Source organism: Anisomitus miae (SeqCode) (assembly GCF_054906395.1).
In genome coordinates this window covers 219,061-232,183 of the sequence record NZ_JBRACL010000006.1, presented here as the reverse complement: position 1 = coordinate 232,183, position 13,123 = coordinate 219,061, and the positions used below count along the sequence as shown (strand labels likewise).

Below are 13,123 nucleotides of genomic sequence, written 5' to 3'. Positions count from 1 at the left end.
TCCTTCCTCATATTAAAACCTTCGAGAGAACAAACACAACACTAGATATCATCAATATACTATCAAATCTATCTAAAATACCACCATGACCTGGTATTAAATTTCCAAAATCTTTAATTCCAACAAACCTTTTTATAGATGAAGCCATTAAATCACCCATTTGCCCCATAATTCCCATCAAAATTCCAGCTAATATCAAATTCGTAACCGATATATTTAAAATATCTTTAAACATTATTCCATAGGTTAAAATTACTAAAATACATCCTATAAGTCCAAAGATAAATCCTTCGAGAGTTTTATTTGGACTTATACTACTAATTTTATGTTTTCCAAAACTTTTTCCTGCAAAATACGCTATAGTATCAGTACTCCATGCACTTAAAAATATCATCCAACACAAATATATATTTGTCTCTCCCAAAATAAAAATAAAACTAAATGGTATAACTATATAAAAAATAGATATAAAACCTAAACTTATATCTATTATAGTATTATTCCTATTAAGTATACAAAATAATAATAAAATAAAAAACACAAAAACTAATATATCTAAGTATTTCAATCCGACTATATAATATATTATTATAAAAATTATTATTAAATATTTATTAATACTTATTTTTTTTTTACTTAAAGCTTGTGAAAATTCCATTATAGATAGTAAAGTCAAACATAGAGTTACAAATTTTAATAAAATACCACCTATAATCAAAGCTGTAACTATAGGTATAGTTACAAATAAAGATCCTACAAACCTGCAATTAACTTTCATTGCTTACCCTTCCAAACCTTCGCTTTCTTTTACTAAAACTTTCTATTGCTTCATATAAATTCTCCTTTCTAAAATCTGGCCAAAGTATATCAGTATACCAAAATTCTGTATATGCACATTGCCATAACAAAAAATTACTTAATCTATATTCTCCACTTGTCCTTATTAATAAATCAGGATCAGGTAAACCATTCGTATATAAATAATTTGAAAATAAATTCTCATTTATGTCATTGAGATTAAGAATCCCATTCAACACATCTTCTGATATTTTTTTAATCGCATTTATAATTTCATTTCTAGACCCATAATTCACTGCAAGACTTAAAACTAATCTCGAATTATTCCTAGTTTTCTGTACAACATCTTGTATAAGCCTAAATGTTTTTGATGGAAGACCAGTAATTTCACCAATAACATTTAATCTTACACCCTCATCAAAGAGAACCTCTGCTTTATCAGTTAGATATTTATTTAAAAGTAACATTAAATTATTTACCTCAAATACAGGTCTCTTCCAATTTTCAGTAGAAAAAATATACAAGGTTAAATATTTTATACTAAGTTCTTTACATTCCTTGATGAGCATTTCCAAATTTTTAACGCCTTCCTTATGGCCTTCCGTTCGAGAAAACCCTCTATTCTTAGCCCATCTACCATTACCATCTAATATAATTGCCAAATGATTCGGAATATTGATATCTTTATTACCCAAATTTAAAGCCTTCCTTAAATCAACATTATTTCTTTTTCTTTAGCTATAATAACAAAATCTATATCTTTTATATATTTATCAGTTATTTTTTGAATTTCTTCCTCAAGCTTTTTGAGATCATCTTCTGTTATAGTACCATCTTTTTTTAAGGATTTAACCTTATCGTTTGCTTCTCTTCTTATTGTTCTTATCACCACCTTACTATCCTCTGCTATTTTCTTAACTTTTTTCACAGTATTTCTACGAGTTTCCTCTGTCATTTCTGGTATAACTAACCTTATAGATGTACCATCATTATTTGGAACCAACCCTAAATCAGATTTCAGGATAGACTTTTCTATATCTTTAAGTATACCTTTTTCCCAAGGCTGTATAACAATCATTTTAGAATCTGGAGTCGATATATTTGCAATTTGATTAAGTTTGGTCATAACACCGTAATACTCTACCTCTATTTTATCGAGTATACTCGGATTAGCCCTACCCACCTTTACTGAAGATAGATCAGAACGTAAAATTTCTAAAGTTTTCGACATTTTATCTTTAAAAATTAAAATCACATTATCCATCACTAAACCCCTCTATAATTTATCTACTTATTTACAAAAGTTCCTATATTCTCTCCTTTTACAGCTTTCAAAATATTACCTTCTACATCAATATTGAACACAATTATTGGAATATTATTATCCATGCATAAAGAAGAAGCCGTAGAATCCATAACTTTTAATTTTTTACTGAGTATATCTATATAATTTAATTCCCTATATTTTTTAGCATCAGGATTTTGTACAGGGTCCTTATCATATATCCCATCAACCTTTTTAGCTAAAAGTATAACCTCTGCCTCAATTTCAGCAGCCCTTAATGCAGCTGCTGTATCTGTTGAAAAAAATGGATTTCCAGTACCCGCTGAAAAAATAACTGCTCTACCTTTTTCTAAATGCCTAACAGCCTTTCTTCTTATGTAAGGCTCAGCAATTTGCCTTATTTCAATAGCACTTAACACCCTAGTAACAACTCCACATTCCTCTAAAGAATCCTGCAATGCTAAAGAGTTTATACAAGTGGCAAGCATACCCATATGGTCAGCTGTTGTACGATCCATACCTTTACCAGCTCTACCTCTCCATATATTACCTCCACCAACGACAATTCCTACTTCTACCCCACTATCTTTCAATTGCTTAACTTCTCTGGCAATTTTTCTACAAACATCAAAATCAATACCAAATCCTTTTTTACCAGCAAGTGCTTCACCTGATAATTTCAGTAACACTCTTTTAAATTTGTACTCCAAATTCTCACCCTCCAAAATTAAATCTAATTCTAAAAAAAGAGAACAGCAAAACACATGTTCTCTCTAAATAAAAATAGATCTACTTACCTATATCAATCTGCTTTCGAACCTCTTCAGCAAAATTCTCCTCACTCTTCTCTATGCCTTCACCTTTCTCGAAACGAGAAAATTCGATTACGTCAACAACACACCCTAGTTCTTTAGATTCGGCACTAATAAACTCCTTAATCGTTAAATCTGAATCCTTAATAAAACTCTGTTCAAGCAAACATACTTCCTGAAAATACTTTTTCATCCTACCTTCTACCATCTTATCAACAACACTCTCAGGTTTTCCTTCATTGATAGCTTGAACTTTTAAAATCTGACGTTCTCTATCCACAACATCTCTATCAACATTATCAATACTTAAAAACATCGGGTTACTAGCAGCTACCTGCATGCAAATATCCTTAGCAATTTTAAATATCTTTTCATCTTTTAATTCACTTCTAAGTTCTACAATAGAACCAATTTTCCCATCTCCATGTATATATGTACATATAACCCCTTGATCAGTACTATAATTTACAATTCTTCTTAAACTTATATTCTCGCCCAATTTAGCCATAAGTCCAACTATCGCATCTCCAACAGTCTCAAACTCATCGCTAAACTTATAAGACGATCTCAGAACGCCCTCGACATCATCACAAAACTTATCGGAAGCGATTTCAGCTATCTGTTTTGATAAATCTAGAAACATAGGATTCATAGCAACAAAATCAGTTTCACAATTGAGTTCAATCAAAGTACCTCTAGAAAAATCCGAACTTACATACGAAGAAACCACTCCTTCCGCCGCTACTCTTCCTGCTTTTTTAGCAGCATATGACAAACCCTTCTCTCTCAGAATATCAACCGCTCTCTCCAAATTACCACTCGCTTCAGACAAAGCCCTTTTGCAATCCATCATACCTGCACCTGTCAATTCTCTAAGCTCTTTGACCAATTGAGCACTTACCATACAACAACACCTCCAAATATTAAGCTTCCTGAACCTCTACTGGCTCATCTATATCTACACCTTGCCTTCCTTCGATAACAGCATCGGCAATCTTACTCGTTATTAACTTAACGGCTCTTATAGCATCATCATTTCCTGGTATTGGAAAATCTATTTCGTCGGGATCACAATTAGTATCAACTACAGAAACTATAGGTATGCCCAATTTTTTAGCTTCAAGTACTGCATTTCTCTCTTTTTTAGGATCTATTATAAACATAGCACCTATATTGGTATCGTCCAATTGTTTGATACCACCAAGATTACGCTCTAGCTTATCAATTTCCGCCCTCAACTTTATAACTTCCTTCTTTAACAAAACAGAGAATGTACCATCTTCTTCCATATTTCTTAATTCCTCAAGACGCTTTATCCTAGTCTTTATGGTGCGAAAATTAGTTAACATTCCACCTAACCATCTATGATTAACATAGTGCATACCAACTCTCTTTGCTTCTTCAGAAATTGTATCTTGAGCCTGCTTCTTAGTCCCAACAAACAAAATATCCTTTCCTTCGGACGACAAACCTCTCACAAATTCATAAGCTTCTTCCAATTTTTTAACCGTTTTTTGTAAATCTATTATATAAATTCCATTTCTTTCGGCAAATATAAATTTATCCATTTTAGGATTCCATCTCCTTGTTTGATGCCCAAAATGAACACCTGCCTCTAGCAACTGCTTCATAGATATAACTGACATATTTTACATTCCTCCATTTCGGTTAATTCTTCCACTATCCTTAAATTTAAACAAAACTTTCAATAAAAAGTCACCCTTGTTTAAAAACAAATAATGTGCATAATTATGCTACTACTATACCACATCATTTTTAATGGTTCAACATAGTTTTTAATTATTTTATTGAATCTTATTTATCACTCGAACTGCAATTAGGATTGATACATTCATACGTATCTCCTTTTTTCTTACTCTTCTTTTTCACAGTTAATCCACCACATCTAGAGCACTTAACACTAGAAGACGGCTCGTACCAAGACACAAAGTCACAATTTGGATAATTTTCACATCCGTAAAATGGTTTTCCTCTTTTACTCTTTTTAATTAATATCTTCCCACTGCATTTAGGACAATTAACCTTTAATTCCTTTACTATAGATTTTGTATTTTTACATTCAGGATAATTAGGGCACGCCAAAAAAACTCCAAATCTACTATGTTTCTTGACCATATTCCCTCCACATTTCTCACACACGACATCAGTTACTTCATCTTCTATGATAACTCTTTCAATTGTGCTCTCAGCTTCAGCTATCTTCTTCTTTAAGGGCTCATAAAACTCGTGAACAATATTTCTCCACTTTATCTTACCCTCTTCAATAAAATCTAATTTTTTTTCCATATCTGCAGTGAATTCTACATCAACTATTTCTGTAAAATTTTCTTTCATTAAATTATTTACGATAATCCCGAGTTCCGTTGGAACAAATTGTTTATTTTGCCTCTTTATGTACACTCTATCGAATAAAGTTCCAATCGTAGGAACATATGTACTAGGTCTACCAATAGACTTTTCTTCTAACAGCTTTATAAAAGACGCCTCTGTGTATCTTGGTGGTGGGTGTGTAAAATGCTCAATATGCTCTGCCTTAACATTTATTAACTCCTCATTTTCCTCAAATTCTGGAATAATTAAATCTTTATCTTCTCCACTATCCTCTATGTATAACTTCAAGAAACCATCAAACTGTAAAACAGACCCACTCATTTTAAACAAATAATTTCCATTACTAACACTTACCGAAACCGTTTTATAAATAGCATCACTCATTTGACTCGCTAAAAACCTATTCCATATCAAAAGATACAACTTATATTGATCATCCTTCAAAGTTTGCTTCGCTATATCAGGGGTTATACTTATATTTGTTGGTCTTATAGCTTCATGTGCATCTTGAACATTTTTGTTTTTAGAATAATGTCTAAATGTTTTAGTAGCATACTCCTTTCCATAAAGCGAAGTTATAAATTCATTAGCTTGAGCAAGAGAATCATTTGATATACGCACAGAATCTGTTCTCATATATGTAATCAAACCTACTGTGCCATGACCTTTAATCTCCACACCTTCATATAAACTCTGAGCTATCGACATAGTCTTCTTACTCTGAAAGTTTAATTTCTTATACGCATCTTGCTGCAATGTACTCGTTGTAAAAGGAGGAAAAGGTTTTCTGTTTTTGACACCGTGCTTCACTTCCTTAACTATGTATCTATTAACAGACAATTCTTCTAATATTTTCAAAGCTTGACTTTCATCTAAATTTTCTATCTTTTTGCAGTCATACGAGAGTAGCTTCATGACGTATTTCACTGTATCTTTCTTACCATGAGCCTCTATAGTAAAGTACTGCTTTACTTCAAAATTACTTATCTCATTTTCTCTATCACATATCAATCTCAATGCTGCAGATTGAACTCTTCCTGCACTTAATTTAGATTTAACATTTTTCCACAAAATCGGACTTATCCCATAACCAACAAGTCTATCTACAATTCTCCTTGCTTGCTGCGCATCAACCAAATTTATATTTATCTCTCTAGCATTTTTTATAGAATTTTTAATCGTACTCTTAGTTATTTCATTGAACTCAACTCTACACTTTTCAGATGCATCTATACCTAATATATAAGCCAGATGCCAAGAAATCGCTTCTCCTTCTCTATCTGGATCAGTCGCAAGAAATACTTTATCACTCTTCTGGTAAGCCTTTTTTAAAGATTTTATCAAATCAGCCTTGCCTCTGACATTTATATAACTAGGTTCATAATTTTCTTCTACAGAAACACCAAGTCTACTTTTAGGTAAATCTCTAACATGACCCATGGATGCCATAACATCATAATTAGAACCTAAGTATTTTTTTATAGTTTTAGCTTTTGCCGGTGACTCAACGATAACTAAATACTTTGCCATATTTTATATCCTATCCTAAAGGATTTGCACCTCCAGCCTTCCCAATAGTAAAACAAACACAGTTCATAATTTATATTTTTAAATATAATATATTTTTTTATATATAGTCAACGTCTAAAAGTAAAATCAAAATTTTATACTGTTTTCAATTGATATAAATTTCCATTTTGCATCTCAATTACATCCAAATACTCTAACTCAAATAATATTTTATACAATTCTACAAGATCAATGTTTATCCCGTTAACAATTTCATCTACATTTCTTGGTTTACTCCTTATAAACGAAAATACTTTATATTTATCTGGATCTTTAAATAAATCAACACATTTCTCTTGAACAGCATTTTCAGGAAAAATCTTTCTCTTTATTTTAAATATTTCATATAAATCCGAAATATTAGAAATTATGTGAGCACCATCTCTTATCAAAACATTACATCCCGAACTTTTCTCCCAAAATATAGGTCCTGGAACAGCTGCTATATCTTTCCCATAATCAAGAGCATATCTAACAGTTATCATTGTACCACTCTTTTCTTTAGCTTCAATTACTATCAATCCATCACCAATCGCACTTATTATACGATTTCTTTCTGGGAAATTATATCTGCTAGGCTTAACATACAAATCATATTCCGATATTAAACACCCCATTTCAGAAATTTTATCAAAATAAGCAGAATTTTCTTTAGGATAATAATTTAGTAACCCTGACCCTAAAATACATATTGGAAATCCCATATTTTCTATACATACCTTATGACTCAAAATATCTATACCTCTAGCCCCTCCACTAACTATATTTACACCATTCAAACTCAATTCTTTTGCAATTTTTTTTACAAACTTCTTCGCCATAGGGGGTAGAATTTCTAGTACCAATCACTGAAAGAGAATATAAATCTACAAGCTTTATATTCCCTTTATAAAATAATATAAAAGGTGGATGTTCTATATTTTTGAGCTTATTTGGATAATCATTATCTGTTATTTTAGTAAATTTCACTGAATGTTTACTTAAAATTTTATTATACTGAATTATATCAAATGTTTCTTTCAATTCCTCATACATCTTAACAAATCTACCATATTGCTCTAAATTTATAAATTCCAAATTTTTATTCAATACAATATTGTTAAATACATTTTTTGAATTCTCATATTCTTTAACCAACCTAATCTTTAAATTCGAATTAACATTTGTACGCAAGATCCAATAATCATAGAAATCCATATGTTTTTCCATTTTCAAACAGCCTCCTTGCTTATAAACTTTCTGTAATTTATGACTTCCATTATATGCTCATCATTTATTTGATCACTCCCATCCAGATCAGATATAGTTCTTGCAATCTTCAAAATTTTAAAATATGATCTGGTCGATATGTTTTCATTTCTATAAACATTCTCTAATATTCTCTTGCTAGATGGCTTTAATTTACAGAATCTATTTATGAGTTCATTATCCATTTCGCTATTATACTTAATTCCAAATTTTCCAAACCTACTCCTTGTATATCTCTAGCTTCGACTACTTCATTTAATACTTGCTTCGTAGTCATTCTCATATCCTTTTCAAATCCTAGATCTAAATAATAAATTACAGGAACATACGTAAAAATATCAATACGATCTAACATACTCTTAGATAATTTATTTATGTATTTTTCGCGTTTTACATTATCACATACACACTGTTTTATAGAACTGTTATTTAAATAATTTCCACATGGGCATAAATTTGTAGCTCCTAGCAAAATAAATTTTGCGGGACATTCTATAAATTCTCTAAGCCTAGTCATAAAAATTTTTCTATCCTCTAAAACCTTTCGTAAGGCTTCAAGAGTATCTTTCTTAAATTCAAGCATCTCATCTAAAAACAAAACTCCATTGTTACTTAAGGTAACTTCACCGATACTAGAATCTTTTGTGCTTCCAAAAATATGTTTTGGAGATGCAGTATGGTATATTTCCCTAAACACTGGATCATTAAAATTTTCCCTAATAGATGTAGTACTGTATACTCTTCCCTTCTCTAAACTCTCTTCATAATCTAATTTAGGCAACACAGACTTAAGAGATTTAGCAAGCATACTTTTACCACTACCGACAGGTCCATATAAAATTATATTATGAAATCCTGCTGCTGCTATTTGCAAAGCTCTTTTCTCACTTATATGACCAAGTATATCTTCAAACAGGATTTCATTCGTTTGTAATTTCTCATCTTTACAAGATACAAAAAATTGCCTCCTTATTCCTGATTATATATAAGATATAAAACCTTTTAAATCTTTAAAATACTCTATTTTAACATCTTGTACAAACTTTGATTCACAAAAATTCTCCTCAGGTAAAACATACTCTTCATATCCCTCCTTTTTACCATCTATAAGTAGGTGCTAAATTAACGGTAATTCTCCCCAATGGAAACTTAAATCCGCTATTTAATATCGCACTTCGTACCCTCTCTCGAGATTCTCTGATTTCTGTACTTGGAAGACCAACTATCGTAAAAGATGGTATACCCTTAGTTATCGAAACTTCAATATTTATTATTTGTCCCTTTATATAATTAAAAGTTGCACTCTTTAAAATAATTACCAAAATTAACCACCTCTTACAAAAGATTATTAACAATGAAATTTTTTTTATACATTGTCTATAGTATTTTTATTAGAAATTTTGTAAAATATAAAATTATGTTTAGTATCTTGTAATCCTCTCTTAAAGGAGTATTAAAGTATGGCAATCTTGATTGTAGTTTTTTCGTGGATATCCTTGTTTTTAAATGTGCTAAGCATACTTATTATGATTTTTTTAGAAAGAAAAGATTCTAGAAGCATCCAGTCGTGGATTCTTACATTTCTTCTTCTTCCACCTGGATTTTCATTATATATATATTTTATTTTAGGACGAGGTCCCAAATTAAATAAAAATAAAGTCGAACTTAGAAATTTTATTATATTTAACGAAATAGATAAGGTATTAAATGTTAAACAATATAGCAATATACCCAATGAAGAAATAGATGTATCAATATTAAAATTTAATTTACTACACAATGGTTCTGCTATCACGGAATTTAATGATGTGAAAATTCTAAATACTGCTCAAGAGAAATTTCGCGAGCTAATAAATGATATAAAAAATGCAACACAAAGTATTCATTTACTTTACTATATAATAAAAAATGATAATATTGGAAATGTACTTGTGGATACTCTTACAGAAAAAGCCCAACAAGGTGTTAAAGTGCGTTTAATATACGATGATGTTGGATGTATTTCTGTTTCAAAAAAATTATTCGATAAACTCAAACAAGCAGGAGGCGAGGTTCATCCATTCTTTCCTTCTTATTTAAAGTTTATAAATCTGAATTTAAATTATAGAAATCATAGAAAAATAGTTGTAATTGATGGAAAAATAGGATATGTAGGTGGGGTCAATGTTGGTGATGAATACATGTCACTCAAAAAAAATCTTAGTCCATGGAAAGATTGTCATTTAAAAATAATTGGAGAGTCTGTAAACTTTCTTCAGCGTCAATTTATACAAGATTTAGCATACGTAAGCAATCACAGAATCGAGACAGAGGACAACTTTATGAAAAAGTATTTCCCTAAATCCGATGTGCAAAAAAAGACATATACACAAATTGTAGCAAGTGGTCCTAATAACAAAGACTACGAGAAAATAAAATCTTCGTATTTGAGAATGCTTTACAATTCGAGGAAAGAGGTTTTCATTCAAACGCCATACCTCGGACTTGATGAGAGCTTTTTGTCGGCGTTGATTTCCACAGCACAATATGGAGTAAGAATTCGCATAATGCTCCCTTATATATATGATAAAAGAATTGTTTACAGAGTAACATCTTCATATATAAACCAACTTATACATGCTGGCATTGAAGTTTATTTGTACAAAGGATTTATACATTCCAAGGTAATGATTATGGATGATGACGTGACTTCTGTTGGTACGGCGAATTTTAATACTAGAAGTTTTTCACTAAACTATGAGATTAATGCTTTTATAACGAACCGTGAAGTAAATTCAAAAATGAAATCTATATTTTATGATGATGTTAAAAATAGCATTAAGCTTGATGAGAATTATGAAAAGAATAAATCCTTTTTAATTAAACTTGAAGAAGGTTTAAGTAGGTTATTTGCCCCTCTGTTCTAAAATGTCAAAAGGCATTCGTATTATACGAGTGCCTTTTTTATCAATATAAATATTTAAATTGACAATAAAATCTAAATCCCTTAGAATAGTCCTGTTATATGAGATTTTTTAGAATTCTTAAAACGAGGGAATCTAATATAGTGTCTAGGAAAATAGGAAATGTCGCTGAGGATTTAACAACCCAGTTGCTTGTAAATAAACATTTTAAAATTTTACATAGAAACTTCAGATCTCAAGTTGGAGAAATTGATATAATATGTGTCAAAGATAATGTGATTTCATTTGTCGAAGTTAAAAGTCTGTCTTTATTCAAGCGTAATTTCATATACGAGCCAAAGGAACAAATTACCAAGACAAAACAATTCAGAATTAAACGTACAGCAAACTACTTCATAAGCATAAACAATCTCCACGATGTCAATTTTAGATTTGATTTGATGGAAATAAAATTTTGGGCATCAAACAAATACAGTTATAACTATATTGAAAATATATTTTAGCGGATATAATTTTTTAGAAAACTTCTGCGATGATATTTACATGCACCGTATTTCATTATTGCTTGAACATGAGTACGAGTTCCATACCCAACGTTATTTATAAAATCATACTGTGGAAATTCTTCATGGTAGCTAATCAAAATTTCATCTCTATATACCTTCGCAATTATAGACGCACACATTATCGATGCACTTTTTGTATCCCCCTTTATTAAGTGAATATTTTTAAATTTTAGATCTTCAATAGGATATCCATCCGAAAGAACCAAATCAATTGAACTATTAACCCCTTCAACACTTCTTCTAAGTCCAATCTGGTTAGCAACACCTATTCCAATTCTATCTATTTCAGTGTTTGATATCTCAACTATATTAAAGTGCTTAGCCTTTTCTTTAATCACATCACTTAGATATTTTCTGAAATTTCTATCTTTTATTTTTTTAGAATCATTTATATCTTTTATGATTTTATCATTACTATATAAATCAAGTATAACGCAAGCACATACAATAGGTCCTGCTAATGGACCTCTTCCAACTTCATCACATCCAGCAATAATATAGTTATATCTTAGGACATAATCTCTATCAAAATTATAAAATTTCTCATTCATTAATTTTCTATCATTAAAATTTCTATACTTATTTTTAAATTGCGATAATAATCTCTTAACTGTTGCCCTACTATCTCCCGATATTTCATCAATAATTATATCCAATTCGGGATTATCCATGTCCAAATCGCTCAAAAACATTTTTATATCGCTTACCTTATAATTTTCAAATTTCATTTCTTTGTACCCTTTCAAAATCTTGAGGAGTTTCTAAGGAAATATTTCCTAACTTTCCTGATCTGAAATCTGTTAATATCATCTTTGATAATCTATCATAATCAATAGTAGAACCTTTCTTTATACACCCAAGTCTTATTCCTATATTATCAAAGTTCTCAGAAACATCATCTGATACAACCAGGTTGTACACAGATTCTAAATTTTTCCTATAATTTAATGATAAAAATTCGGTTAACCTATATGCCAATTCCTGAATATCTAAAATTTCATCTTTTATAGACCCTATGTAACTAAGATTTAATGCCACATCCTCACTACTGAATTTGGGCCATAGTATTCCCGGAGTATCCAATAAATCAATACCCCATTTAGTCTTAATCCATTGCTTAGATTTTGTAACTCCAGGCTTATTTCCAACTCGAGCAACACTGCTATTACAAATCCTATTTATTAAAGATGACTTTCCGACATTTGGTATGCCAAGAATTATTCCTCTTAATGTGTAATTTTTAACACCTTTCAATTCATACCTCTTTATTTTATCTCCGAGAATTCTGTTAATCATAAAATTAATATCTTTTATATTTTTGTTTCTAACAATATTTAGACTAACGCAGTTAATATCACTATTTTCATAAAATTTAATCCATTCGTTGGTTACATTGCTATCAGCCAAATCAATTTTACTCAAAACTATAATCCTAGGTTTCCCTCTAGTTAAATTTTCTATATCTGGATTTGTAGTTGCAATAACAGCTCGTGCATCTCGTATTTCTATAATTAAATCAACTAAATTAATCATACTTTTAATTTCCTTTTGTGTTTTGAACATATGTCCAGGAAACCAATTTATATTCAT

General features: G+C 30.3%; 16 protein-coding genes. 2 read left to right on the top strand and 14 right to left on the bottom strand.

What is annotated here, in order from left to right; translation table 11 throughout:
- Positions 1–7 precede the first annotated feature (7 nt).
- The 12 genes from AALI31_RS03790 to AALI31_RS03735 all read right to left on the bottom strand — a co-directional run bounded on the left by AALI31_RS03790 (position 8) and on the right by AALI31_RS03735 (position 9,386).
- A complete protein-coding gene (locus AALI31_RS03790; protein ID WP_489885197.1) occupies positions 8–778 on the bottom strand; it encodes a phosphatidate cytidylyltransferase in 771 nt (256 codons plus the stop codon).
- Complete coding sequence (gene uppS, locus AALI31_RS03785; protein ID WP_489885196.1) at positions 768–1,493, bottom strand: undecaprenyl pyrophosphate synthase; 726 nt, start codon at positions 1,491–1,493, stop codon at positions 768–770. Before uppS ends, AALI31_RS03790 begins: the two co-directional genes overlap by 11 nt.
- 14 nt (positions 1,494–1,507) lie before the next feature.
- Entirely contained in the window at positions 1,508–2,065 is a 558-nt protein-coding gene (gene frr, locus AALI31_RS03780; RefSeq protein WP_489885195.1) for a ribosome recycling factor, read from the bottom strand.
- Positions 2,066–2,085: 20 nt separating this feature from the next.
- The gene (pyrH, locus tag AALI31_RS03775) at positions 2,086–2,793 is read right to left on the bottom strand and encodes a UMP kinase (protein WP_489885194.1); all 708 of its coding nucleotides are present in this window, start codon (positions 2,791–2,793) and stop codon (positions 2,086–2,088) included.
- Positions 2,794–2,872: 79 nt separating this feature from the next.
- Complete coding sequence (gene tsf, locus AALI31_RS03770) at positions 2,873–3,799, bottom strand: translation elongation factor Ts (RefSeq protein WP_489885193.1); 927 nt, start codon at positions 3,797–3,799, stop codon at positions 2,873–2,875.
- A gap of 19 nt (positions 3,800–3,818) precedes the next feature.
- Complete coding sequence (gene rpsB, locus AALI31_RS03765) at positions 3,819–4,541, bottom strand: 30S ribosomal protein S2 (RefSeq protein ID WP_489885192.1); 723 nt, start codon at positions 4,539–4,541, stop codon at positions 3,819–3,821.
- Positions 4,542–4,710: 169 nt separating this feature from the next.
- A complete protein-coding gene (gene topA / locus AALI31_RS03760) occupies positions 4,711–6,777 on the bottom strand; it encodes a type I DNA topoisomerase (RefSeq protein WP_489885191.1) in 2,067 nt (688 codons plus the stop codon).
- A gap of 134 nt (positions 6,778–6,911) precedes the next feature.
- A complete protein-coding gene (locus AALI31_RS03755; RefSeq protein ID WP_489885190.1) occupies positions 6,912–7,637 on the bottom strand; it encodes a DNA-processing protein DprA in 726 nt (241 codons plus the stop codon).
- Positions 7,573–8,025 carry a DNA-processing protein DprA gene (locus AALI31_RS03750; RefSeq protein ID WP_489885189.1) on the bottom strand — a complete coding sequence of 151 codons (453 nt, stop codon included), beginning with the start codon at positions 8,023–8,025 and terminating at the stop codon, positions 7,573–7,575. The genes AALI31_RS03755 and AALI31_RS03750 overlap by 65 nt, the downstream gene beginning before the upstream one ends.
- Positions 8,026–8,027: 2 nt before the next feature.
- The gene (locus tag AALI31_RS03745; protein ID WP_489885188.1) at positions 8,028–8,249 is read right to left on the bottom strand and encodes a magnesium chelatase subunit ChlI family protein; all 222 of its coding nucleotides are present in this window, start codon (positions 8,247–8,249) and stop codon (positions 8,028–8,030) included.
- Positions 8,231–8,938, bottom strand: a complete 708-nt coding sequence (locus tag AALI31_RS03740) for an ATP-binding protein (RefSeq protein WP_489885187.1) — start codon at positions 8,936–8,938, stop codon at positions 8,231–8,233. Before AALI31_RS03740 ends, AALI31_RS03745 begins: the two co-directional genes overlap by 19 nt.
- 223 nt (positions 8,939–9,161) lie before the next feature.
- Positions 9,162–9,386, bottom strand: coding sequence for a magnesium chelatase domain-containing protein (locus AALI31_RS03735; protein WP_489885186.1), 225 nt, complete (start codon positions 9,384–9,386; stop codon positions 9,162–9,164).
- A 138-nt stretch (positions 9,387–9,524) separates the two neighbouring features.
- Between AALI31_RS03735 and cls the strand changes: the two genes are divergently transcribed.
- Both cls and AALI31_RS03725 read left to right on the top strand, forming a co-directional pair.
- Positions 9,525–10,970 (top strand): cardiolipin synthase, encoded by a 1,446-nt coding sequence (cls, locus tag AALI31_RS03730; RefSeq protein WP_489885185.1) that lies wholly within the window; start codon positions 9,525–9,527, stop codon positions 10,968–10,970.
- Between the two features lie 140 nt (positions 10,971–11,110).
- The gene (locus AALI31_RS03725; RefSeq protein ID WP_489885184.1) at positions 11,111–11,470 is read left to right on the top strand and encodes a YraN family protein; all 360 of its coding nucleotides are present in this window, start codon (positions 11,111–11,113) and stop codon (positions 11,468–11,470) included.
- Here the strand turns inward: AALI31_RS03725 and rnhB are convergent.
- Together rnhB and ylqF are read right to left on the bottom strand one after the other, a co-directional pair.
- Positions 11,467–12,279 carry a ribonuclease HII gene (rnhB, locus tag AALI31_RS03720; RefSeq protein ID WP_489885183.1) on the bottom strand — a complete coding sequence of 271 codons (813 nt, stop codon included), beginning with the start codon at positions 12,277–12,279 and terminating at the stop codon, positions 11,467–11,469. The genes AALI31_RS03725 and rnhB overlap by 4 nt on opposite strands.
- Entirely contained in the window at positions 12,251–13,123 is an 873-nt protein-coding gene (gene ylqF / locus AALI31_RS03715) for a ribosome biogenesis GTPase YlqF (protein ID WP_489885182.1), read from the bottom strand. Before ylqF ends, rnhB begins: the two co-directional genes overlap by 29 nt.